Source organism: Streptomyces sp. NPDC002588 (assembly GCF_040295925.1).
GTDB lineage: Bacteria > Actinomycetota > Actinomycetes > Streptomycetales > Streptomycetaceae > Streptomyces.
Window position 1 is genome coordinate 64096 of the sequence record NZ_JBEOWF010000007.1, and the last position, 24441, is coordinate 88536.

At 72.5% G+C, this 24441-nt stretch carries 19 protein-coding genes; 7 read left to right on the forward strand and 12 right to left on the reverse strand.

The features are described from left to right. Positions 1-16: 16 nt before the first annotated feature. The 6 genes from ABT057_RS09810 to ABT057_RS09835 all read right to left on the reverse strand — a co-directional run bounded on the left by ABT057_RS09810 (position 17) and on the right by ABT057_RS09835 (position 6890). Positions 17-859 (reverse strand): nitrilase-related carbon-nitrogen hydrolase, encoded by an 843-nt coding sequence (locus ABT057_RS09810; RefSeq protein ID WP_352341956.1) that lies wholly within the window; start codon positions 857-859, stop codon positions 17-19. A gap of 224 nt (positions 860-1083) precedes the next feature. Beyond that, a complete protein-coding gene (locus tag ABT057_RS09815) occupies positions 1084-2670 on the reverse strand; it encodes a PucR family transcriptional regulator (protein WP_352341957.1) in 1587 nt (528 codons plus the stop codon). A 27-nt stretch (positions 2671-2697) separates the two neighbouring features. Beyond that, entirely contained in the window at positions 2698-3948 is a 1251-nt protein-coding gene (locus ABT057_RS09820; RefSeq protein WP_352342157.1) for an aspartate aminotransferase family protein, read from the reverse strand. Positions 3949-3977: 29 nt separating this feature from the next. Further along, positions 3978-4820: a nitrilase-related carbon-nitrogen hydrolase gene (locus ABT057_RS09825; RefSeq protein ID WP_352341958.1), complete on the reverse strand. Its 843-nt coding sequence runs from the start codon at positions 4818-4820 to the stop codon at positions 3978-3980. A 179-nt stretch (positions 4821-4999) separates the two neighbouring features. Continuing rightward, positions 5000-6493, reverse strand: a complete 1494-nt coding sequence (locus ABT057_RS09830; protein WP_352341959.1) for a hypothetical protein — start codon at positions 6491-6493, stop codon at positions 5000-5002. 145 nt (positions 6494-6638) lie between these two features. Then, positions 6639-6890 (reverse strand): helix-turn-helix domain-containing protein, encoded by a 252-nt coding sequence (locus ABT057_RS09835; protein ID WP_352341960.1) that lies wholly within the window; start codon positions 6888-6890, stop codon positions 6639-6641. A gap of 32 nt (positions 6891-6922) precedes the next feature. Here ABT057_RS09835 and map point away from each other — a divergent pair, with 32 nt between their 5' ends. Continuing rightward, complete coding sequence (gene map / locus ABT057_RS09840) at positions 6923-7690, forward strand: type I methionyl aminopeptidase (protein WP_352341961.1); 768 nt, start codon at positions 6923-6925, stop codon at positions 7688-7690. Between the two features lie 120 nt (positions 7691-7810). Beyond that, positions 7811-10351: an ATP-dependent Clp protease ATP-binding subunit gene (locus ABT057_RS09845; protein ID WP_352341962.1), complete on the forward strand. Its 2541-nt coding sequence runs from the start codon at positions 7811-7813 to the stop codon at positions 10349-10351. Here ABT057_RS09845 and ggt read toward each other — a convergent pair. After that, entirely contained in the window at positions 10346-12145 is a 1800-nt protein-coding gene (ggt, locus tag ABT057_RS09850) for a gamma-glutamyltransferase (RefSeq protein ID WP_352341963.1), read from the reverse strand. The genes ABT057_RS09845 and ggt overlap by 6 nt on opposite strands. A 143-nt stretch (positions 12146-12288) precedes the next feature. On the opposite strand from ggt, the gene ABT057_RS09855 reads away from it, so the two are divergent. Next, positions 12289-13035, forward strand: coding sequence for a hypothetical protein (locus tag ABT057_RS09855; protein WP_352341964.1), 747 nt, complete (start codon positions 12289-12291; stop codon positions 13033-13035). A gap of 21 nt (positions 13036-13056) precedes the next feature. Then, complete coding sequence (locus ABT057_RS09860) at positions 13057-13179, forward strand: hypothetical protein (protein ID WP_352342171.1); 123 nt, start codon at positions 13057-13059, stop codon at positions 13177-13179. Between the two features lie 86 nt (positions 13180-13265). On the opposite strand, the gene ABT057_RS09865 is transcribed toward ABT057_RS09860, so the two are convergent. Both ABT057_RS09865 and ABT057_RS09870 read right to left on the reverse strand, forming a co-directional pair. Further along, the gene (locus ABT057_RS09865; RefSeq protein ID WP_352341965.1) at positions 13266-14009 is read right to left on the reverse strand and encodes an amino acid ABC transporter ATP-binding protein; all 744 of its coding nucleotides are present in this window, start codon (positions 14007-14009) and stop codon (positions 13266-13268) included. 135 nt (positions 14010-14144) lie between these two features. Further along, positions 14145-14564, reverse strand: coding sequence for a DUF6278 family protein (locus ABT057_RS09870; protein WP_352341966.1), 420 nt, complete (start codon positions 14562-14564; stop codon positions 14145-14147). A gap of 216 nt (positions 14565-14780) precedes the next feature. Here ABT057_RS09870 and ABT057_RS09875 point away from each other — a divergent pair, with 216 nt between their 5' ends. Next, a complete protein-coding gene (locus tag ABT057_RS09875) occupies positions 14781-16490 on the forward strand; it encodes an SGNH/GDSL hydrolase family protein (protein ID WP_352342159.1) in 1710 nt (569 codons plus the stop codon). 1 nt (position 16491) lies between these two features. Here the strand turns inward: ABT057_RS09875 and ABT057_RS09880 are convergent, their stop codons facing one another. From ABT057_RS09880 to pcaDC, 3 genes are read right to left on the reverse strand one after another with little or no spacing between them, the layout of a single operon-like run. Beyond that, a complete protein-coding gene (locus ABT057_RS09880) occupies positions 16492-17271 on the reverse strand; it encodes an exodeoxyribonuclease III (protein WP_352341967.1) in 780 nt (259 codons plus the stop codon). Positions 17272-17301: 30 nt separating this feature from the next. After that, positions 17302-17937: an MBL fold metallo-hydrolase gene (locus ABT057_RS09885; RefSeq protein ID WP_352342161.1), complete on the reverse strand. Its 636-nt coding sequence runs from the start codon at positions 17935-17937 to the stop codon at positions 17302-17304. 43 nt (positions 17938-17980) lie between these two features. Then, positions 17981-19285, reverse strand: coding sequence for a bifunctional 3-oxoadipate enol-lactonase/4-carboxymuconolactone decarboxylase PcaDC (gene pcaDC, locus ABT057_RS09890; protein ID WP_352341968.1), 1305 nt, complete (start codon positions 19283-19285; stop codon positions 17981-17983). A gap of 428 nt (positions 19286-19713) precedes the next feature. On the opposite strand from pcaDC, the gene ABT057_RS09895 reads away from it, so the two are divergent. Next, positions 19714-23460: an nSTAND1 domain-containing NTPase gene (locus tag ABT057_RS09895; protein ID WP_352341969.1), complete on the forward strand. Its 3747-nt coding sequence runs from the start codon at positions 19714-19716 to the stop codon at positions 23458-23460. A 213-nt stretch (positions 23461-23673) separates the two neighbouring features. After that, positions 23674-24324: a hypothetical protein gene (locus tag ABT057_RS09900; protein WP_352341970.1), complete on the forward strand. Its 651-nt coding sequence runs from the start codon at positions 23674-23676 to the stop codon at positions 24322-24324. Positions 24325-24441: the final 117 nt, after the last annotated feature.

The following is a 24441-nucleotide window of genomic DNA, read 5'->3' on the forward strand; positions in this document are numbered from 1 at the left end:
GGACGTCGGGGCTGGCCTACGGGGCGGTCAGCGGGCCGTACGCCTCCGGGCGGCGGTCGCGGTAGAACTGCCAACGGTCGCGGACTTCGCGCAGCTTGGCCAGGTCCAGGTCGCGGACGACGAGTTCGCTCTCCTTGTCGCTGGCCACCTCGCCGACGAACTGGGCCTCGGGGTCCACGAAGTAGGAGGTGCCGTAGAAGTCGTTGTCGCCGAGTTCCTCGGTGCCGACCCGGTTGATCGCGCCGATGAAGTACTCGTTGGCGACGGCCGCCGCCGGCTGCTCCAGCTGCCACAGGTAGGCGGACAGGCCGCGCGAGGTCGCCGACGGGTTGAAGACGATCTCGGCGCCCTCCAGCCCCAGCGCCCGCCAGCCCTCCGGGAAGTGACGGTCGTAGCAGATGTAGACGCCGATCTTCCCGACGGCCGTGTCGAAGACCGGCCAGCCGACGTTGCCCGGCCGGAAGTAGAACTTCTCCCAGAAGCCCTTGACCTGCGGAATGTGGTGCTTGCGGTACTTGCCGAGGTAGGAGCCGTCGGCGTCGATCACGGCGGCCGTGTTGTAGAGGACGCCGGGCTGCTCCTCCTCGTACATCGGCAGGACGAGGACGATGCCGTGCTCGCGGGCGAGCGCCTGGAAACGCTGCACGATCGGACCGTCGGGGATCTGCTCGGCGTACTCGTAGAATTGCGGGTCCTGGACCTGGCAGAAGTACGGTCCGTAGAAGAGCTCCTGGAAACACAGCACCTGAGCACCCTGCGCGGCCGCGTCGCGGACCGCCTGCTCGTGCACCTGGATCATCGATTCCTTGTCGCCGGTCCAGGCCGTCTGGAAGACGGCGGCACGGATCACTCTGCTCATCGGGACCTCCGGTCGCTCGGTGTGCTGGAGCGGGCGTCGGAAGCGGCGTCGTCCGCCCGGGTCGCGGGGCAGACGGCACTTCCGACGCCCGCTCCAGGAGCTTAGGAAGGCCCGAAGACCCATTTGAGTTGCACCGTGTCACGTCTGCGGGAGCCCGGCGTGCCACCGTGTCACGTCTGCTCGGGCTCATGTTTCACCGCCGTTTTCCCTGGTCGTCACGTGTTTCAGGCCTGTTGCGCGTCGTGCGCGAGCAGGGCGATGTGCACCGACGCGGCCTGTTCGAAGTCGTCCAGGTCCACGCGCAGCCGGGCCTGTATCACCTCCAGCCGGCGATACAGCGCGGGCCGCGAGACGTGGTGGAGCTGCGCGGTGCGCGACTTGTTGCGGCCGGTGGCGAGGTAGGTGCGCAGGACGGCGAGCAGATCGTCGCCCGCCGCGCCGCACAGCAGCCCGTCCAGCTCCCGTTCGGCGAAGGACTGCACGTGCGGGTCGTCGCGCAGGAGCCTGATCAGACCCCGCAGATGGACGTCCCGCAGCCGGACGACGGCTGGCAGGTCGAGGACGGCGGAGGAGTCGGCGACGGCGTCGGCGACGTGCTGGGCCTCGCGCAGCCCGGCGGGGACGTCGTCCCACACGGTGCGGGGGTCGGCCGACGCGACGACGGTGTGGGCCTCCCCCGACTCGGTGCGCAGCCGGGCCGCGAAGTGCGCGGCGAGCGCCTCGGCGTCCTGGTCGCGGGCGAGGCTCAGCAGCACGGCGGTGGCCCCGTCGGCGAGTTCCGCCACCAGCCCCGGCAGCCCCAACAGCCGCAGCATCCGGTCCAGTTGGGCGGGATCGCCGTCCCGTACGACGAGCGGCACGAAGGTGCGCCGGTTGACCGGCAGCCCGGCCGCCCGGGCCCGCGGCAGCAGCTGTCTGGCCGGTACGACGCCGGAGACCAGGTCCGTCAGCAGGCTCTGCGCGGACTGCTCCTCCCAGGTGTGCGCGGAGGTGCCGCCGAGCATGCGGTGCAGGACGAGGGCCTCGGCGGCCCGGTCGGCCAGCAGCCGCCCGCCCGCGGTGTCGCCGCGGTAGCCGCAGAGCATGATCTGCCCCCACCGTTCGCCGCGCCCGCCCAGCTCGGCGCGGATCCAGCCGTCGCCCTCGCTGCCGCCGGCCTGCCGGGCGATGCGCTCCCAGTCCCGCAGCACGTCGTCGACCGCCGGCCGCTCCCCCGCCGTGGCCAGCACCCGGTGGGCGAGGTTGGTGACGACGACGGGACAGCCGGTGTGGTGGGCGATCTCGTCGAGCAGCCGCTGCAGCGGCGCGCCGGCGGTGATCAGCCCGGTGAGGGCGGTGCGTACGGCCTCGGAGAGGCTGACCGCGGCGAACTTCCGCCGCACCAGCCGGGACTGGACCTCCTCGGTCAGCTCGGCGAAGGGGAACGGCCGGTGCAGCACGACCATCGGCAGCCCGCACCGCTCGGCCGCGCGCCGCATCGCGTCCGGCGCGGTCGGGAAGGCGCGCCCGAGGCCGAGGACCACGGCGGCGGCCTCCGCCCGGTACAGGGAGCGGATGTACTCGGCCTGCGCGTTCTCGTCGCCGGCGAGCAGCACCCCGGTGGTGAGGACCATCTCGCCGCCGCTGAGCATCACCCCGACGTCGGCGGCCTCGGCGACGTGCACCCAGCGCACCGGCCGGTCGAGCTGGGCCGCGCCGGCCACCACCTCGGGTTCCCCGGCCAGCACCCGTTCCAGGGCGAGGACCTGACGGACCGACAGCGCGGGTTCCAGAGGCTCGACGGGCCCCCAGGTCTCCGGGGTGGTGGTCATGGCGTCGTTCCCTTGCTCGGGCTGGTGCTACCGCGTGCTCCTCAGCGCGCTTTCGAGGATCGCGGCGCCCTCCTCGGCCTCCGTGACGGTCAGGGACAGCGGCGGGGCGATGCGCAGGGCGCTGGTGTCGTGTCCGCCGCCCTTGCCGATCAGCAGTCCGCCCGCGCGGGCCGCCTCCAGCACGGCGGTCGCCCGCTCCGGGTCGGCCCGGTCGGTGCCGGGAACGGTCAGCTCGACGCCGATCATCAGCCCGCGCCCGCGGACCTCCCGCACGCCCGGGTCCTGGGCGGCGGCCGACCGCAGCCGCTCGATGAGCATGCCGCCGACCCGCCGGGCGTTGCCCTGGAGGTCGTGGTCGAGGAGGTGGGCGAGATTGGCGAGGCCGGCCGCCATGGTGATCTGGGTGCCGCCGAAGGTGGAGATGCTGTTGGCGTCCAGGCAGTTCATGATCTCGGCGCGGGCGATCACCCCGCCGATGGACGTGCCGTTGCCGATGCCCTTGGCGAAGGTCACGATGTCCGGCGGCCCGCTCCGTCCGTGCGCCTGCCAGCCCCAGAAGTGGTCGCCGGTGCGGCCCCAGCCGGTCTGCACCTCGTCGGCGATCCACAGGATCCCCCGCTCGTGCAGCACCTCGCGGAAGGCCGCGTACAGGCCGTCCGGGGGCGAGGTGAAGCCGCCGACGCCCTGGACGGGCTCGGCGATGAGGGCGGCGGGCGGGCGGGTGTGGCCGAGGAGATCCTTGAGGTCGTCGACGCAGGCGGCGATGAACTCGTCGTCGCTCAGGTGGGCGAACGGACCCCGTCCGCGCACCCCGCCGTGCACGTACAGCGTCTGCAGCGGGGACAGCGAGGTCGGGGACCAGCCGCGGTTGCCGGTGATGCCGACCGCGCTGAAGGAGCGGCCGTGGTAGCTGTTGCGCATCGCGAGGATCGTGTTGCTGCGCCGGTACGTCGTGGCGAGCAGCAGGGCGGTGTCGTTGGCCTCGGTGCCGGAGGTGGTGAAGAAGACGCGGGCGTCCGGGACGCCGCTGAGCTGGGCGATCCGCTCGGCGAGTTCGACCATCGGCCGGTTGAGGTACAGCGTCGAGGAGTGGATGATCCGTCCGGCCTGCTCGCTGACCGCCTTGGTCACCTCGGGCAGGGCGTGCGCGGTCATCGTGGTCAGGATGCCGCCGAAGAAGTCGAGGTACCTGGTGCCGTCGGCGCTCCAGACGTGCCGGCCCTCCCCGTGGGTGATCTCCAGCGGGTCCTCGTAGTAGAGCGCCAGCCAGTCCGGCATGACATTGCGGTGACGCGCGTACAGGTCGCTCACGGCTGCACCAGCCCTTCGTAGGCGTCGGGGCGGCGGTCGCGGTAGAAGGCCCACTGCTGCCGCACCTCTTCGATCAGGTCGAAGTCCAGGTCGCGGACGACGAGTTCCTCGCTCCTGTCGCTCGCGACCTCGCCCACGAACTGCCCTCGCGGGTCGACGAAGTACGACGTCCCGTAGAAGTCGTTGTCCCCGTACTCCTCGACTCCCACACGGTTGATCGCGGCGACGAAGTACTCGTTGGCGACGGCCGCGGCGGGCTGTTCGAGCCGCCAGAGGTGGGAGGACAGCCCGCGGTGGGTGGCGGACGGGTTGTAGACGAGCTGGGCGCCGTTGATGCCGAGCTGCCGCCAGCCCTCGGGGAAGTGGCGGTCGTAGCAGATGTAGACGCCGATCTTCCCGACGGCCGTGTCGAAGACCGGCCAGCCCGCGTTCCCCGGCCGGAAGTAGTACTTCTCCCAGAAGCCCTTGACCTGCGGGATGTGGTGCTTGCGGTACTTGCCGAGATAGGAGCCGTCGGCGTCGATCACGGCGGCCGTGTTGTAGTAGAAGCCGCTCTGCTCGACCTCGAAGACCGGGACGACGATCACCATGCCCGTCTCGCGGGCGAGCTCCTGCATACGACGCACGGTGGGCCCGTCCGGGACCGGCTCGGCCCAGCGGTAGTGCTCGGGCTCCTGCACCTGGCAGAAGTAGGGGGCGTTGAAGACCTCCTGGAACCCGATCACCTTCGCGCCCCGCCGGGCCGCCTCGCGCGCGTGCTCCTCGTGTTTCGCCACCATGGAGTCGGTATCGCCGGTCCAGGTGGCCTGGACCAGTGCGGCACGTACGACGTCGGTCATGAGCTGCTCCTTCGACGGGACGTCAGAGCCTCTACGCCCGTAGACGAAGGTCGTAGAGGGACGAACGTAAGCCTCCGGGAGGGGCTTGCCAAGACCATCGTCGTTAACCCGCCGAGTCGATCGCGTTTCACACTCCCGTGGGTGAGTCGCGGGCGTACGGCGTACCCGGCCGGGGCGGGTCAGGCGCTGAAGCCCGCCACCCGCAGGGCGTGGACCAGGTCCCAGTGGCGCTGCTCGGACACTCCCCGGGCCGCCTCCACCAGCATCGGGACGAGGGTCCCCGGGCCGGGCGCGGCGCTGCGGGCCGCCTCCTCGGGGGTACGGACGCGGACGTAGGCGTCGAGCAGGGCGCGGGCCTCGCGGCGGCGGCCCTCGCCCGCCAGCCCCAGGACGGCCTGCCCGATCTCCTCGGCGGGCCGGGCGACGCCCTGCCGGAGGATCTGCTCGCCGTCCGGGGCGCGCCCCACCGCGACCAGGGCGTCCGCCGCGGCCACCAGCCGGTCGGCGGGCAGCGAGGCGGCCTCCCAGAGCAGGGTGGTCCAGTCCGCGCCGAGCCCGGCGCGCTGCAGTTCCGCGGCGAGCAGCGGGATGCGGGCGGCGGGCCAGTACGCCAGCTCGACGAGGAGGGCGTGTGCCTCGCCGCTGCGGCCCTCCGAGCGCAGCGCCACCAGCCGCTCCACCACGTGCACGGTCTCCCGCCGTGCCTCGGCGTCCAGCGCCTCGCGCTGCGGTGCGGGCCGCCGCTCCGCCTTCTCGGCCGCCCCGGCGAACCGGGCGCCCCGGAGGGCACGCCGGCTCGCGGGGGCCGTGTCGGGCAGGACCGGGTCACCGCCGGGCGGTACGACGACGACGGCCTCCTCCTCGGCGGCACCGGCGAACCGCGCGCTGCCGCGACGCCGCTTGCGCTGCTTGGGGAGGGGGGCGGAGGCGTCCTCGGCGGGCGAAGGGGTGGCGGGGTCGGGTTCCCCGGCGCCGGGCGGGTCGCCGGCGGCGGTGTCGGCGGGGGGCTCGGTGTCGTGTGCCGGGGCCCGGAGGCCGGGCTCCGCGGGGGCGGTCCGGGCGGCGAGGGTGGGTCCGGAGGCGGCCCCACCGCCGGGTGCGGGGGCGGCGGCAGGCGCCTCCCGTTCGGCCGGGAAGGGCACCGCGGTACGGTGCCCTTCCCCCGTCCGGCGATCCAGCTCGGTCATCCGGTAGCGGAGTTCGGCGCATCGGGCGACGGCGCGTTCATGGTCGTCGTGGGCCCAGGCGAGGTCGAGACGGAGGGCGTCGGCGTCCTCCTGGGTGGTCGCGCCGGCGAGCCGGCGGCCGAGGTCGGCCTGCCGTTCGGCGGCGTAGCGCTGTTCGCGGAGCATGACGTCGAGACGGTCGCCGAGGGCTTCCCGGCCGCCGGGGCGGTCGTCGTACGCGGCGAGCGCGGCGGAGTGCAGGGGTCGTACGCGGTCCGCCTCCCGGACGGCCGCAGGGGCGCCGTACTCGACGGCGAGGTCGTGGAGCAGCGCCTCCACCACGTCCCAGGGCGGAACCTCACGCCCGTCAAGGCAGGCCTGCATACCGTCGGGATCGCGCTGCCAGAACACCGCGCACCATCCGGCGCCCTGGTCGAGGCGCGTCAGCAGTGCGTTCAGGTAGCTCGCGAACTCCCGTACCCTGCCCGGGAGTTGATCCAAAGCCATCGCTCGACTCCCGCCCGACAGGAACACCTCGGTCCGTAGAAAACACCCTCCGTGTTACGGCCGGGCTACGGCAAGTTTTCAAAGCGGACGCGGCCGACACCTTGCTCGATCTTGACCAAAAAGCGTCCGCGGACCACCGCGCGGTTCACACCCCGACCGGCGCGCACCTCCCCGCCAGTTCGTCCATGGACAGCCCGAGCACCCCGGCGAGGGCGGCGACGGTGAAGAACGCCGGGGTCGGGGCCCGTCCGGTCTCGATCTTGCGGAGGGTCTCGGCGGAGATGCCCGCGCTCGCCGCGACCTCGGTCATGCTCCGCCCGCCACGGGCCTCGCGCAGCAGCCGACCGAACCGCTCGCCTCGTTCGCGCTCTTCTGGGGTCAACGGATTGCGCACCATGCCGTCATTCTAATACCGGTATAGTAATTGGCATGATGGAACTGAAGACGGATGCGTCGATCGACGCGATGTACGAGGCGGGCCAGGTCGTCGCGCGGGCCCTGACGGCCGTGCGCGAGGCCGCCGGCGTGGGCGTCTCCCTGCTGGAGCTGGACGAGGTGGCGCACGACGTGCTGCGCGCGGCGGGCGCGAGCTCACCCTTCCTCGGCTACCGTCCGCACTTCGCGCCCACCCCGTTCCCGGCGGTGATCTGCGCCTCCGTGAACGACGCGATCGTGCACGGCATCCCCACCCGGTACCGCCTCCGCGACGGCGACCTGGTCTCGATCGACTGCGGCGCACAGCTCGGCGGCTGGGCCGGCGACTCGGCGATCAGCTTCACGGTCGGCCGGGCACGCCCGGCGGACGTCCGCCTGGTCGAGACGGCGGAGCGCGCCCTGGCGGCCGGCATCGCGGCGGCGGTCCCCGAGAACCGCGTCGGCGACATCGCCCACGCGATCGGCACCGTGTGCCGTACGGCGGGCTACGGCATCATGGAGGACTACGGCGGCCACGGCATCGGCCGCCGTATGCACGAGGACCCCCCGATCCCCAACGAGGGCCGCCCCGGCCGGGGCCTCCGCCTGCGCCCCGGCATGGTCATAGCGATCGAACCGATGCTGATCGCGAGCGGCAGGGACGACTACCACGTGGCTCCGGACGGCTGGACCCTGAAAACGAACGACGGTTCGAGGGCGGCGCACACGGAACACACCGTGGCGATCACGGAGGACGGGCCTCGCATCCTGACCGAACGGTAGGAAGGCACCTCGAGCCACCAGGACATGCCGCCCCCCGACGAACGTGCCATCGTGGTGTAACCCGGCACGGACAGGGCACCCGTCGACACCGCCCGACGCACGTCGATCGATCGGAACGCCATGACCAGCGGCTACAGCCCGGAGGGCTACGGCGACCCCTTCGGTGAATTCCTGGCCCGCTTCTTCGGCGGGCCCCGCCCAGGCCCCCGCCAGATCAACATCGGCCAGCTCCTCAGCCGGCCCGCCAGGGATCTGGTGCGGGGCGCCGCGCAGTACGCCGCCGAGCACGGCAGCAGGGACCTCGACACCGAGCACCTGCTGCGCGCGGCCCTCTCCGCCGAGCCGACCCGTACTCTGCTCAGCCGGGCCGGCGCGGACCCCGACTCCCTCGCGACGGCGATCGACAGCCGCTCGGGCCCGGTCCAGCACCCGCCCGGCGAAACGCCCCCGCCGACCTCGCTGTCCCTCACCCCGGCCGCCAAGCGTGCCCTGCTCGACGCCCACGAGCTGGCGAGGTCCCGGGGCGCGGGCCACATCGGCCCGGAGCACGTGCTCAGCGCCCTCGCGTCGAACCCGGACTCCGCGGCCGGGCACATCCTCAACGCGGCCCGGTTCGCGCCGGCCGGCCTGCCGCCCGAGGCACCGGAGACCGACCGGGCCCGCCCGGAGCGGCAGCGGCCCACCGGCACGCCCACCCTGGACAAGTACGGCCGCGACCTCACCGACCTCGCCCGCCAGGGCCGTATCGACCCGGTGATCGGGCGGGAAGACGAGATCGAGCAGACCATCGAGGTGCTCTCCCGGCGCGGCAAGAACAACCCGGTGCTGATCGGTGACGCGGGTGTCGGCAAGACCGCGATCGTGGAGGGGCTGGCGCAGCGCATCACGGACGGTGATGTGCCGGACGTGCTCGACGGCCGCCGGGTGGTCGCCCTGGACCTGCCCGCCGTTGTCGCGGGCACCCGCTACCGGGGGGACTTCGAGGAGCGGCTCAACACCATCGTGAGCGAGATCGGCGCCCACTCCGACCAGTTGATCGTCTTCATCGACGAACTGCACACGGTGGTCGGCGCGGGCGGCGGCGGTGAGGGCGGCTCGATGGACGCGGGCAACATCCTCAAGCCCGCCCTGGCGCGCGGCGAACTGCACATCGTCGGGGCGACGACGCTGGAGGAGTACCGGCGCATCGAGAAGGACGCGGCCCTCGCCCGCCGCTTCCAGCCGATCCTGGTGCCCGAGCCGTCCGCCCCCGACGCCATCGAGATCCTGCGCGGGCTGCGCGACCGCTACGAGGCCCACCATCAGGTCCGCTACACCGACGAGGCGCTCGTCGCGGCCGTGGAACTGTCCGACCGCTATCTCACCGACCGCAGGCTGCCGGACAAGGCGATCGATCTGATCGACCAGGCGGGGGCCCGGGTACGGCTCGGGGCCCGGACCAAGGGCACGGACGTACGGGCCATGGAGCGCGAGGTCGAGCAGCTGATCCGGGACAAGGACCAGGCGGTCGCCGACGAGCAGTACGAGCAGGCCACCCAGCTGCGTGACCGCATCGTCGAGTTGCGGGGGCGCATCGCGGACGAGACGGGCGAGGAGGCGGTCGACGAGGGCCTGGACCTGGAGGTCACCGCGGAGGCCGTCGCCGAGGTGGTGTCCCGGCAGACGGGCATCCCGGTCGCGAGCCTCACCCAGGAGGAGAAGGAACGGCTCCTGGGCCTCGAGCAGCATCTGCACGAGCGGGTGGTCGGCCAGGAGGAGGCCGTACGGGTCGTCGCGGACGCGGTGCTGCGCTCGCGCGCCGGACTGGCGAGCCCGGACCGGCCGATCGGCTCCTTCCTCTTCCTCGGCCCGACCGGGGTCGGCAAGACGGAACTGGCCCGCACGCTCGCCGAGGCGCTGTTCGGCAGCGAGGAGCGCATGGTCAGGCTCGACATGAGCGAGTACCAGGAGCGGCACACGGTCAGCCGGCTGGTGGGGGCCCCGCCCGGGTACGTCGGCCACGAGGAGGCGGGGCAGCTGACGGAGACCGTCCGGCGCCACCCGTACTCGCTCCTCCTGCTCGACGAGGTGGAGAAGGCGCACCCGGACGTCTTCAACATCCTGCTCCAGGTGCTGGACGACGGCCGGCTCACCGACGCGCAGGGCCGCACGGTCGACTTCACCAACACGGTGATCGTGATGACCAGCAACCTGGGCTCGGAGGCGATCACCCGGCGCGGCGGCGGCATCGGCTTCGGGCCGGGCGGCCCGGCGGCGGACGAGGAGGCACGGCGCGAGCAGGTGCTGCGGCCGCTGCGGGAGCACTTCCGGCCGGAGTTCCTCAACCGCATCGACGAGATCGTCGTGTTCCAGCAGCTCACGGGCGGTCAACTACGGCAGATCACCGATCTGTTGCTGGAGGGGACCCGGCGGCTGCTGCACGCGCAGGGCATCACGGTGGAGTTCGCCGGCGAGGCCGTCGACTGGCTGGCCGAGCGCGGCTTCCAGCCGGAGTACGGCGCCCGCCCGCTGCGCCGCACCATCCAGCGCGAGGTCGACAACCAGCTCTCCCGGCTGCTGCTCGACGGCCGGGTGAAGGACGGGGACCGGGTGCGGGTGGAGGTCGAGGACGGGCGGCTCGCCTTCCGCACACGGCCGCCCGTCCCCACGGCCGAACTATGAGGCGGGGTACACCACCTGTGCCGAGCCCCCGCCCCTGCGGACGGTCTCGGCGGCGGCCAGCCACTTCCCACCGGGCAGCCGCTGCACGCCGGTTGCCGCGCCGATCTCGGCGTTCAGCTTGAAGGAGTGCCCGATCTTCTCCAACTGCGCCCTCAAGTCGCTGTCGTAGAGGCCGGGTTCGAGTTCCGTCTGAGCCGCGTTGCGCTGGCTGGCGCGCGGTGCGGCGATCGCGTCGACGAGCGGCAGGCCCCGGTCGAGGAACTCGGTGAGGGTCTGCAGCACCGTGGTGATGATGGTCGCGCCACCGGGCGAACCCAGCGCCACCACGGGCTTGTTCTGCCGGTCGAGCACGATGGTCGGCGAGATGGACGAGCGGGGCCGCTTGCCCGGACCCGGCAGGTTCGGGTCGTGCACAGCCGGGTTGGCGGGGGCGAAGGAGAAGTCCGTCAGCTCGTTGTTGAGGAGGAAGCCCCGGCCTGGGACGGTGATGCCGCTGCCGCCGGTCTGCTCGATGGTGAGCGTGTAGGAGACGACGTCGCCCCACTTGTCGGCGACGGTGAGATGCGTGGTGTTCTCGCCCTCGTAGGTCGTGGGCGCCGCCGTCCCGCCGGTGGCGCAGGCCGCCGGGTGACGCGGGTCACCGGGCGCCACCGGGCTGGTGAGCACGGCGTCGTCCTTGATCAGGCAGGCGCGCGAGTCGGCGTACTTCTGCGACAGCAGTTCCTTCGTCGGTACGTCCTCGAAGGCGGGGTCGCCCACCCAGCGCCCGCGGTCGGCGAACGCGATCCGGCTCGCCTCGATGAAGTGGTGCAGGTACTGGACCTCGCTCGCCTTCGAAAGGTCCGTCTTCTCCAGGATGTTGAGGGCTTCACCGACCGTCGTGCCGCCGGAGGAGGAGGGCGCGATGGAGTAGACGCCGAGCCCGCGGTACGTCGTCCTCGTGGGGGCCTGCGACTTGGCGCGGTAGGCGGCGAGATCGGCCGCCGAGAGCTTGCCGGGGCGGGCCTTCCAGCCCGAAGCCGGGTCCACCGGCGGCTTGTTCACCGTGTCGACGATGTCCTCGCCGAGGTCGCCCTGGTAGATCGCGGAGACGCCCTTGCGGCCCAGTTCCTCGTACGTCTTCGCGAGGTCGGCGTTCTTGAACGTGGAGCCCACGACGGGCAGTTGGCCGCCGGGCAGGAACAGCTTCGCCGTGTCGGGGAAGTAGCGGAAGCGGGTCTCGTTGGCCGCGGTCTGGGAGCGGAAGGTGTCGTCGACGGTGAAGCCGTCGCGGGCGATGCGCTCGGCGGGCTTCAGGACCGTGCCGAGCTTCCTGCTGCCCCACTTGGACAGCGCGGTCGACCAGGTGGCGGGGGTCCCGGGGGTGCCGACGCCGAGACCGCTGGTGACGGCGTCCGCGAAGGCGAGCGGGGCGCCGTTCTCCAGGAAGAGTCCGGAGTCGGCGGTCAGCGGGGCGGTCTCGCGGCCGTCGATGGTGTGCACCGTACGGGACTTGGCGTCGTAGTAGACGAAGTAGCCGCCTCCGCCGATGCCGGAGGAGTAGGGCTCGGTGACGCCGAGGGCGGCGGCGGTGGCGACGGCCGCGTCGACGGCGTTGCCGCCCTTCCTCAGCACCTCGATGCCGGCGGCGGAGGCGTCCGCGTCGACGCTGGCCACGGCCCCGCCGTAGCCGACGGCGACGGGGACCTTCCCGACGGCAGTTCTCTGGGCGGCGGGTGGCGCCGCCGCCCCCACCGTGACCACGGCGGCCGAGACCGCCAGGACCGACAGTTTCCGCGCGACAGGGCGACGCATCCATACCTCCAGTCCAGGACCGTCCGCGCAGCGTAACCACATTCCGGGGGCCTCGACAGGCACCTTCCGGGCACTGTCATACGACTGCCACACCTCGAACACGGGTACGTGGAGGACACGCCCGACCGCTACCATGCGCGCCCATGAACGACGACGTGCGCAACATCGTCCTGGGTGTCGTCGCGGCGGGCATCAGCGCCGCGCTGGGCTGGCTGGCCCGCAACTACCTGTGGCGCCGCAGACTCCGGCGCAAGCAGGCGTTCTTCGGGCTGCCGGAGAACTCCGAGTCGCTGCTCGTCGTCAACCGCGATCCGGCGTCCTCGGAACCGGCGGTGCACCGCTTCGACGTGTTCGCGCTCCTCGAGCTCGCCGCGTTGATCAAGGAGTGCGGCGCGGGCGTCCAGGTGGCCACGCAGGACACGGCTCAGCAGGGGTTCGGCGAGCGCACCGAGTTCTGTCTCGGCGGCCCCGCCTCCAACCGCCGTATGACGGCGCACATGTCGGCGATGCTGCCGGGGGTGCGGGTCAACGTCGACCCCGAACCCGGCCCGGACCGGGGCGCGTTCCAGATCGGCGGCGAGCGCTACCGGCTGGACCCGGGCATCACCGAGTACGTGCTGCTGGCCCGGCTCACCGTGCCCGGACGGCGGGACGGGCGGCCGGTGTTCCTCTTCTGCGGCCAGCGCGCGATCACCAACCAGGCCGCCACCCGCTACCTCGCCCGCAACCACGAGCGGCTGGCCCGCAAGCACGGCTCGAACTCCTTCGTGCTGCTCCTGAAGGTGATCAACTCCCAGGCGTACGGTCCCGACGTCGTCGAGAAGGTCGAGGACGTGACCCGGGCGGCCCAGACGCCGCTGCCGGAGGGCGCGATCGTCACTCCCACCTGACGTGCCGACGGGTTGCCGGCAGTGAAGGCGGCCGACACGGCCGACCCGCTCCGCATCGAGCACAACCCGTCCGGCGCGCGGCTGACCTTCTCCTCACCGGCGAACGACCCGTCGTGCGTGTCGCTCCCGCTGCGCGAGCAGTGATCTCCGGCCGTCGCCGGGCGGGTATGGCTCTGTGACTGCTGCCCCCTACGACCGACGGGATGAACGACCCATCGTAGTCGCCCCTCTCAGTGCTTGAGAATCTTGGACAGGAAGTCCTTGGCCCGGTCGCTGCGCGGGTCGGTGAAGAAATCGTCGGGGACGCGGTCCTCGACGATGCGGCCGTCGGCCATGAACACCACGCGATTTGCAGCCGATCGTGCGAAGCCCATCTCATGGGTGACGACGATCATGGTCATGCCGTCCCGGGCGAGTTGCCTCATGACCTCCAGGACCTCGTTGATCATCTCCGGGTCGAGGGCGGAGGTCGGCTCGTCGAAGAGCATCACCTTGGGTTCCATGGCGAGCGCGCGGGCGATGGCCACGCGCTGCTGCTGGCCGCCGGAGAGCTGCGCGGGGTACTTGTCGGCCTGGTCGGCCACGCCGACCCGGTCGAGAAGGGCACGGGCCCTGTCCTCGGCCTTCTTCCTGTCGGCCTTGCGGACCTTGACCTGGCCCAGGGTCACGTTCTCGAGCACGGTCTTGTGCGCGAACAGGTTGAACGACTGGAAGACCATGCCGACATCGGCCCGCAGCCGCGCCAGCGCCTTGCCCTCCGCCGGCAGGGGCTTGCCGTCGAGCAGGATCTCGCCGGACTCGATGGTCTCCAGCCGGTTGATCGCCCTGCACAGCGTCGACTTCCCCGACCCCGAGGGGCCGATGACCACGACCACCTCCCCCCTGCCCACGGTGAGGTCGACGTTCTGAAGGACATGCAGCTCACCGAAGTACTTGTTGACGTGTCGCAGCTCGATCAATGGATCGACGGCCATCCGCAGCCCTACTCACTCTCAGCTGTTTCGTGGTTGCCGCAAACTATCCAGCCGGGCCGGGACCCGGCACACGACACGCACCTTCCGCGCATTAGCCGTATTTATGTCGTCCTTATACAGAGCCGTCGCCGTGGTTCAGTTCTCGGCCACCTCGCCGTACAGCTGGGACAGTTCGGGCACGCCGTTCGCCGCCCACTCGCGGCCGGCCGTCACGACGTCGAACTCCCGGCCCGACAGCAGCCGCACGATGGGCTGCCCGTCCGGCCAGAAGTCCCACACGGCACCGGACACGGTGCGCACGATGACCGTGCCGAGATAGAGCCCGGCGTCGTTGCCCAGCCAGGAAAGGGCCTCCTCGTCGTCGCGCCAGCGCGGCACCATCTGGTCGAGCGCCTCCAACGAGGCGGCGGTGTCGTCGAGCCGGATCCCCGCCCGGGCCGCCTGGGAACGCAGCAGCTCGCATTCGGAGAGGAGTTCGGCGACCCCCTCGGGGTCCGCGGCCAGGAGCGCTTCACCGTGCTTCTTGCGCCTGTTGCCCAGGAAGGGGATGTTCATATGCCCAGCGTGTCATTCGCACCCAGGTACGCACCACAGGCGCGCGGGCACCTGCTTCCGGTGGAATCGGCGGCCCCGGCGCGCATGGCGCGTTGACCGGCCCGCCGGGGCTCCCTAGCGTCGCGAGCCGCTGTCGGTCCGCCGGATGTGCGGGAGGAGTCGTCGTTGCGCCGATCTGCCGGGGTGTTCGTGCTGGTCCCCGCCCTGTTCGGGCTGATGCTCACACCTGCGCGGGCCACCGTGCCTCCCCTGCCGCCACCGCTGCCGCTGCCGTTGGAGGCGCTGTACGACAACACGGCCGTGGCGGATCCCGGCACCGCGGCCGTGGCGGATCTCGACGGCGCGGGCCGCTTCCTGCCCGCGTCCGATCTGGCCGACGCCGGCTGGACCCCGGGCCGCGCGCCGACCGTGCAGGGGGCGCGGCTGACCTGGCCGCGCCGGGCGCCGGGCGCCCCCGACAACGTCCGCGCCGCCGGGCAGGCCGTGCGCGTCGGCGGGCGCGGTGACGCCCTCGCCTTCCTGGTCACGAGCACCGGCGGCCTGGAGGCGGGCGGCGCGGGCTCGGTCGGGTACGCCGACGGATCCCGCTCCGGGTACCGGCTGACCGCCCCCGACTGGCGCACCGGCTCCCTCGCCGTCAAGGCGGTCGCCCTGCCGCACATCGGCACACCCGGCGGGCTGCTCGCCGAGCGGGCCCGGCTGTACGTCGTGACCGTGCCGCTGGTGCGGGGGCGGCCCGTCGTCTCGGTACGGCTGCCGGTCGCCCCCCGGCTGCACGTGTTCGCGCTCGCAGTGCGGGAGGCGGCGCCGGGCTGGACCGGCTCCTGGGCGGCGGCGCCCTCCGCGCTCCCCGCGGTGGGCCCGTGGACCGACCGCACGCTGCGGCTGGTGGTGCACACCTCGGCGGGCGGCCCGCGGGTGCGGCTGCGCTTCGACAACGTGTTCGCCTCGGCGCCGGTGCGGATCGGGGCGGCGACGGTGGCGGTCCGGGCGGCGGGCGCGGCGGCGCTGGCCACGCCGGTGCCGCTGTCCTTCGGGGGCGCGCCGGGCGTCGAGGTGCCCGCGGGGGCGCAGGCGGTCAGCGATCCGCTCGCCTTCGAGGTGCCCGCGCGGACGGATCTGCTGGTGAGCTTCCACCTCCCCGGCACGGTGACCACCGTGCCCTGGCACGGGCTCGCGGTGCAGCGGTCGTACCGGAGCGGGCCCGGCGACCACACGGCGGACACGGACGCGACGGCGTACACCTCCACCCTCGGCAGCTGGCCGCTGCTGACCGGCGTGGACGTGGGCGGCGGACCGGGCTCCGTGGTGCTGCTCGGGGACTCGATCACCGACGGTCACGGGTCGACGGTGGGCGCGGACCGGCGTTGGCCGGACGCCCTCGCCGCCCGGCTGCACCGGCAGGACGCGGTACCGCGCTACGGCGTGCTCAACGCGGGCATCGCGTCGAACCGCGTCGTGAGCGACCGCTACCCGGGCGACGGGCCGTCCCTGGTCGGCGGCGGGGTCAGCGCGCTGCACCGGCTCGACCGGGACGTCTTCGCGCAGACCTCGCCGCGGACGCTGGTCGTGTTCGAGGGCATCAACGACGTACGCGGCGGGGCCACGGCCGTCGAGGTGGTCGACGGTCTGCGGGAGATCGCCGAGCGGGCGCGGGCCCGCGGGCTGCGGGTGCTCGGGGCGACGCTGCTGCCCTGCGGGGGCTCCGGGAACTACTCGGCGGCCATGGAGGCCGAGCGGGCCGCGGTGAACGCGTGGATCCGCGGCTCCGGTGTCTTCGACGGCGTCCTCGACTTCGAGCGGGCCCTGCGCGACCCCGCCTCCCCCGGGCGGCTGCTGCCCGCCTACGACAGCGGGGACCATCTGCATCCCGGGGACGCGGGGTACGCGGCGCTCGCGGAGGCCGTGGACCTCGGGGCGTTGTGACTCAGACGTCCAGGTCGACGACGACCGGGGCGTGGTCCGAGGCACCCTTGCCCTTGCGCTCCTCGCGGTCCACGTAGGAGTCCTCGACGGCCTTGGCGAAGGGCTCGTTGCCGTAGACCAGGTCGATGCGCATGCCCCGGTTCTTGGGGAACGCGAGCTGGCGGTAGTCCCAGTACGTGTACGGGTGGTCGTACTTCAGGGGGCGCGGGACGACGTCGGACAGGCCGGCCTCGCGCAGCGACGCGAGGGCGGCCCGCTCGGCCGGGGTGACATGGGTGAGGCCCTCGAAGGCGGCCGGGTCGAAGACGTCGTCGTCGGTCGGCGCCACGTTGTAGTCGCCCAGGACCGCGAACGGGCGGCTGCCGCCCGCGTCGCCCGCGACGGCCGCCTTCAGGGCCTCGAACCACCGGAGCTTGTAGGCGTAGTGCGGGTGGTCCACCTCGCGGCCGTTCGGCACGTACACCGACCAGACTCGGACCGGGCCGCAGGTCGCCGAGATCGCGCGGGGCTCCTCGGAGCCGTCGTACCCCGGGTCGCCGGGCAGGCCCTTGACGACGTCCTCGACGCCCACGCGGGAGATCACGGCCACCCCGTTCCACCTCCCGGTGGCGTTGACCGCGGCCTCGTAGCCGAGCTCGCGCAGCTGGTCGAACGGGAACTGCGCCTCGGCGATCTTGGCCTCCTGGAGGCAGAGCACGTCGGTGCCGCTGCTCTCCAGCCAGGCCAGGAGCCTCGGCAGGCGGGCGGTGATCGAGTTGACGTTCCAGGTCGCGATGCGCATGCCTCACAACCTACCGGGCGCCACCGACAGTCACAGGGCCGCGCTCTCCCCCGGCGCCAGCCGCAGGTGCGGCGCGCCGCCGAGGGCGCCGATCTGGTTGTCGTAGACGGGGCGGGCGAGGTCGGTGAGGAGGGCGTCGTGGATGTCGTAGGCGCGCTGCGGCTTCACCTCGCGGACGTAGTCGATGACCTCGGAGATCTTGCTCCAGGGCGCCATCACCGGGAGCATCAGCGTCTCGACGGCGTGGTCGGGGACGGTGAGGGCGTCGCCGGGGTGGAAGACGCGGCCGCCGTCGATCAGGTAGCCGACGTTGGTGATGCGCGGGATGTCCGGGTGGATGACCGCGTGCAGTTCGCCGTGGACCTGGACGTCGAAGCCCGCCGCGGTGAAGGTGTCGCCGTGACCGACGGTGTGGACACGGCCCGGGAAGGCGGCGGAGATCTTCTCCGCGACGGAGCGCAGGGTCCAGATCTCGGTGGCGGGGTCGGCGTCCATCGCCGCGCGCAGCCGCCCCTCGTTGAAGTGGTCGGGGTGCTCGTGCGTGACCAGGATCGCGTCGGCGCCGACGGCCGCGTCCTCCTCGCTGAACCCGCCCGGGTCCACGACGAGCGTGCGCCCGTCCTTCTCGAGGCGGACGCAGGCGTGCGACTTCTTCGTGAGCTTCAAGGACGTCATGGGTCCATCCTGCCTCCGCGGGAAGACCGGACGCTCACTCGGTCGGCGTGGTCTCCTCCCGGATGACCTGCTGCGCCACCCGGAAGGCGCTGTTCGCCGCCGGTACGCCGCAGTAGACCGCCGCCTGCAGCAGCACCTCCTTGATCTCGCCCGGGGTGAGGCCGTTGCGCAGGGCGGCGCGGGTGTGGAAGGCGAGCTCGTCGAGGTGGCCGCCGGCCACCAGCGCGGTGAGGGTGACACAGGAACGGAAGCGCCGGTCCAGGCCGGGGCGGTCCCAGATCTCGCCCCACGCGTAGCGGGTGATGAACTCCTGGAAGTCCGCCGAGAAGTCGTCGGCCTGCGACAGCGCCCGGTCCACGTGCGCGTCCCCGAGAACCTCGCGGCGCACCTTCAGACCGGCGTCGTACGGGTCGGGGCGGCCGCCCGTCAGCTGCGACGGCTCGACCGCCGGGGCGGGGGCGATCTCCGCGATCGGCACCGGCTGCGGGGGCGCGGCCACGACCGCCCGGACCGGGATGCCGGGCACGGCCGTCTGTCCGGTGGCGGAGTCGTAGGCGGGCTGCCAGGCCGTGGAGAAGTGCCGTACGAGGAGGTCGGTGACGGCGGCGGGCTGCTCGACCGGCACCAGGTGCGAGGCGCCGGGTACGACGGCCAGGCGGGCGTCCGGGATGCCCGCGACCAGGGTCCGTGCCTCGGCCGGTCCCGTGACCTGGTCGTCGGAGCCGACCAGGACCAGCGTCGGGACGCCGACCAGGCCGAGTTCGGCGCGCACGTCGAACGCGGCGAGCGCCTCGCAGGCGGAGATGTAGCAGCCGGGGTCGGTGGTGCGCACCATCTGCACCGCCCACTCGGTGATGGCGGGCTGCGCGGCGGCGAACCCACTGGTGAACCAGCGGTCGGGCGAGCTGCGGGCGATCGGGTCCAGGCCGTTCGTGCGGACGATCACCCCGCGCTGGCGGAACTCGTCGGCCGTGCCGAACCGGGGCGAGGCGGCGATCAGCGCGAGCGAGGCGACCCGCTCGGGGTGGCGCAGGGCCAGCTCCACGCCGATCGCGCCGCCGAGCGCGCAGCCCGCGTAGCCGAAGCGCTGCACACCGAGGCCGTCGAGCGTGGCGAGCAGCCGCTCGGCGAGGTCGACGACGGAGCCCCCCGGGTAGGCCGGGGCACCGCCGTGCCCGGGGAGGTCGTAGCGGAAGATCCGCCACTGCTGGGCCAGCTCTGGAACCTGACGGTCCCACATGTGCCATGTGGTACCCAGTGAGGGACCGAGGATCAGGACCGGGGCGTCTTCTGGCCCGTCAAAGCGGTATTGCAGGGTGTTCATCGGTGTCTCACTCACCCGCCCGACCCTCTCATCTGTCACGAGATGTCACATCGCCGGGGTGGACCTGTCGGACCTTGCCCCGCTCCGGCACTGCCGGACCTGCTGACGAGAGCCCAGGTATACCTTCTCCGGCGTGTACTCGTGGCCGTGTCGGCAGTGGGCCCTCCGGGCGCGTGCCCGGAATCCCGCCCAACAGCAGCTTGAACACCACACGGTGAACGCTTGGTGGAAGGCTCGGCCGTAGCCGCATGCTCTCAGTTACGACGGCCAGGGCCACTCCTTCCGCCTTGGCAACCGGAGAGTTGACCGGCGCCTCCTCTTCATCAGAGCAATCAATTCCGCGAATCGCTGGATCCGCTATTTGTCCGGACGTTAGGTTGTCTTCTCTTAAGCCACGTACGAAAGCCGCACGAAAGCCGCCAACGGTTACGAGGGGGCACCCCATGGGCCGACCCGAAAGACCCGTGGACCCCGAGGCGGGTCCCGTACAACGCCTCGCCCATGGCCTCCGCGAGCTCCGCAAGGCCGCCGGCGGCCCCTCGTACCGTGCGATGGCGACGGCGGCCGGCTTCTCCGCGACCACGCTGTCCCAGGCGGCGGCCGGGGAGCGGCTGCCCTCGCTCGACGCCGTCCTGGGCTATGCCCGGGCCTGCGGCGCCGACCCCGGCGAGTGGGAGGCCCGCTGGAAGGAGGCCGAGGCCGAACTGTCCGGCGCGGTGCGCGAGGAAGCGGCCGACGTGCCGCCGCCGTACCGGGGACTGGCCCGCTTCGAACCCGACGACCATCATCTCTTCTTCGGCCGGGACCGGATGGCCGAGGAGCTCAACCGGCTGGTGTGCGATCACCGTTTCGCGGTGTTGTTCGGAGCCTCCGGCAGCGGCAAGTCCTCGCTGCTGCGGGCCGGGCTCATACCCCGGTTGCGGAAGGAGATCGCCCGCCGCGACGGCCCGGCGGTCCTGCGGGTGCTGACCCCCGGCGAGCGGCCCGCCGAGCGGTACGGCCATCTGCTCACGCCCGCCGCGGACGAGCCGGAGAGCTGGGTGGTGGTCGACCAGTTCGAGGAGGCCTTCACCCTCTGCCGGGACGCCGCCGAGCGGGCCCGCTTCATCGACCTGCTGCTCGCCGCCCGGGCACCGGAGAGCCGGCTGAGGGTCCTGGTCACCGTACGGGCCGACTTCTACGCCCGCTGCTCCGAACACCGCGGCCTCGCGGACGCCCTGACCGGGGCGGGGCTGCTGCTGGGCCCGATGACCGCGGACGAACTGCGCGAGGCCGTGATCAGACCGGCGCAGGTGGCCGGGCACCTGGTGGAGCGGGAGCTGACCGCACGGGTCGTCGACGAGGTCCTGGACCAGCCCGGCAGCCTGCCGATGCTCTCGCACGCCCTGCTGGAGACCTGGCGAAGACGCAAGGGCCGGCTGCTCACCCTGGGCGCGTACGAGGCGGCCGGCGGGGTGCACGGCGCGATCGCGGCCACGGCCGAGGACGTCTACGGCCAGCTGGACCGCGGGATGAAGGCCGTGACCCGCCGGCTGCTGCTGCGGATGGTCGAGCCGGGCCGGGGCACCCCCGACACCCGCCGTCCGCTCACCCGCGCCGAACTCGACGAATGGGCCGACCCGGACGTGCCGGAGGTGGTGGACCGGCTGGCCCGCGCCCGGCTGCTGACCGCCGACGAGGACGGCGTCCAGTTCGCCCACGAGGCACTGATCACCTGCTGGCCCCGGCTGCACCGCTGGATCGAGGAGGACCGCGAGCGGCTGAGCCGGCACCGGCACCTCACCGAGGCGGCCCGCGCCTGGCGGGAGCACGACCTCGACCCCGGCGACCTGTACCGGGGCAGCCGCCTGGAACGCGCGGAGGAGTGCTTCCCCGGCTTCGCGACCGACCCGGAAATGACCGCGGCGGAGCGCGCCTTCCTCGTCGCCGCCGTCGAGGCCCGTGAGACGGAACGCCGGACCGCCGCCCGCTCCGCCCGCCGCTCCCGCACCCTGCTGGCCGGACTCTCGGCGGTCCTGGTGGTGGCCCTGGTCGCCGGGCTCTCCGCCTGGCAATTCCACACCGACAACCGGGACCGCCGCACCGCGGATGCGGCCCGCCGGATCGCGGACGTCGCCGACGCCCTGCGCACCACCGACCCGCGCCTGGCCCAGCTGCTCGGCGTCGCCGCCTGGCGGGTCGACGAACTCCCGGAGACCCGCCGGGCCCTGCTCGGCTCGCTCGCCCAGCCGGAACTGGACACCTTCACCGACCCGGCCCCCGGCGAGACCCCCGCCCGCTTCCTCGCCGACTCCGGCCGCACCCTGCTCAGCGTCGAGGGCCGCACCTGGCGCACCTGGAACGTGGCCACCCACCGCCGTATCGCCTCGGGCCGCCTCCCGGCCGCGGACCTGGTGGACGCGGCGAGCCCGGACGGCCGGGTCCTCGCGCTCTCGTCGAGCGACGGCATCCGCCTGTGGGACACGGCGACCGGCCGCTGGACCGGCGATGTGAAGCACCCGGAGCCACCCAACGCCACGGTCGACCTCACCGACGCCGGCTATGTGGTGATCGGCGCGGGCGACGAGGACCGTGTGCAGCTGCGGACCGTCGCCGACGGCCGCCTCCTCTTCGACAAGCACTCCAACCGGGGGACGACGGACGCGGCCCGGGGCCCCGCCGGCGGTGCCCTGACGGTCGTCTGCCCCTCGGCCTCGGCGGCCCCGCAGGTGTGGGACGTACGCAAGGGGCGCGTGCTGCCCGGCGACTGGCAGGACGCCACCGACGTCTGCGGCGACGGCCAGGCTCTGCCGTTCCTCGGCTCCGGACGGCTGGCGTTCGTCACGGGAAGCGGGGTCCGTGTCTGGGACCTGCGGTCGGGTCACCAGCTGGCGATCCTGTCCCAGCGGGGCGTCGAGTACGCGGCCTTCAGCAAGGACGGCAACTTCCTGGCGACGGCCGACGGCGCGGAGATCCAGGTGTGGCGGCTGTCCGCGACCGACGCCCCGGTCTTCCGCCACGCCCTCAACAACCAGCACCTGTACCGGGGCCTGTACTGGGACCCCGGCCGCCCGGTCCTGCGCTACGTCGAGGGCGGCACCGTCCACTCCCTCGACGTGACCCGGGCGGTCACGACCGCCTGGAACGACCGCGCCCTGGACGACGTCCTGCTCAGCCCCGACGGCGGCACCCTGGCCACGACCGAGCGCGTGGGCGACGCCTACCGCTTCCAGCTGCGCGACACGGCGGACGGGCGGCTGATCCGCACCCTGCCGGCACCGCCGTTTCCCGTCTCCCGCGACCCGGAACGGCCCATCACCCCGGCGCACACGATGTCCCTGATGGCCTTCAGCTCCGACGGCAGCACCCTCGCCTACGGTGTCTCGGCCCCGGGATACGAGGCGGCACCGCAGCGCACCGTGCTCTGGGACCTGCCCGCGGGACGCGTGCGGGGTGCGGTGGACCTCGCGACGGGAGGCTCGGCGGAGGCGGTGATCGGCCTGGCCCTGAACGGCGACGGCCGCACGCTGTACGCCGTCCGCTCCTCCCTCGGCGACGACCTGAAGGACGAGGTGTGGGACACCCGGCGCCGTCGGCAGGTGTCCTCCGTGGAGGGCCTGACCAGCAGCCACCTGGTGGTACGGCCGGACGGCGGGCTCCTGGTCGGCGACAACCGGGTGGCCCGGATGCCGGACGGATCCGTACGGGGCCGCAACCTCGTCCAGGGCGACCAGATCGGGGCGCTCGCCTTCAGCGCGGACGGCTCACTGCTGGCGGTGGGCGACCAGACGGGCCGGGTCGCGCTGTGGGACGGAGACGTCGAGCACCGGGCGGGCGTCCTGCGCAACGTCTTCCCGGCCCCGAGGGAGGGCATCCCGGAGGCGGTCACGGCACTGGCGGTCAGCCCCGACGGCCACACCCTGGCCGTGGGCGGCGACGCGGGCAGCATCCAGCTGTGGGACGTGGCGACCCAGCAGCCACTGGGCGGACCGCTGACCACACCGGGGGAACAGATCGACAGCCTCGCCTTCGCCACGGACGGCAGGACTCTCTACGCCGGGGGCGCGCATGTGCCGCTCCAGCGGTACGTGGTGGATCCGGAACGGGCGGTGGCGAAGGTGTGCGCGCGGGTGGGGGCGGCGGGCCTGACACGGGAGGAGTGGCGGACGTACGTGCCGGACGCGGGGTACCGGAGGGTCTGCGGCGATTGACGGCCTCGCGTCGCCGGACCGACAGACGGCCGAGAACGGCAGCTGTGCGACGGCGAGGTGACGGGCGGGTCAACGATGCCGCAGATGTCCGTCAGGCAATTGATTGCCCCCACGGGACGAGTGCCCGATCAACTTCTCCCCGGCAAATCATGGTGCCCAGGCGCCGGGCGCACGCTGCCGGCGCCCGCTCAGGGCAACAGAATGGAGACAAGGGTGAAGAAGAGCCTGATACGGAGCAAGTGGGTGGGGCTGCTGGGGCTGGGGCTGGTCCCGCTGGTGGTGATCGCGTCCCCCGGCGTCGCCTCGGCGGCCACCAACGTGTGCCTGCAGAACTCCGACGGTTCCCAGACCGACATCGCCGGCAACTCCTCGACTCCGGACAGGACGCGGTCGGTGACCACGCAGTGGGCGTCCAACACCTGGCAGGACTGGGTCTGGCGGGGCCCCACGTTCAAGTGCCCCACGAACGTCCCCAGCTGCTCCTACGCCTGGCAGCAGTCGAAGACGACGAGCTGGAAGGTCTCGCTCGGCCTCAGCATCAAGGTCCCGATCCCTTACGTCGGCAAGCTGTTCGACGAGCTCACCCCCTCGTACGACCGCGGCGGCTCCACCACCACCTCGTACACCTTCACGACCAACCTGAAGCCGGGGCAGTTCGCCCAGCCGATCCAGATCGTGGAGCGTCGCTGGACGAAGGGCACCTACCAGGGCATCTACCACTCCACCGGGAAGTCCTGCCTGCCTAGCCCGAGCAGGCCGAACGGCAAGGCCTGGCGGTACAACTGGTCCCCCAACGACCGTTTCGGCAGCTGGACGACCAATCTGAGCGTCAGGGACTACGGGACGTACAACGTCCATTCGTGACCCTGCCCGGTCGTGACCGGTCCGCGAAGGCGCCCCGCCGTCCGGCAGGGCGCCTTTCGGCTCTCGCACCCTTCCCGCATTGACCCCTGCAAACCAGACAAACACAACAAACACGAT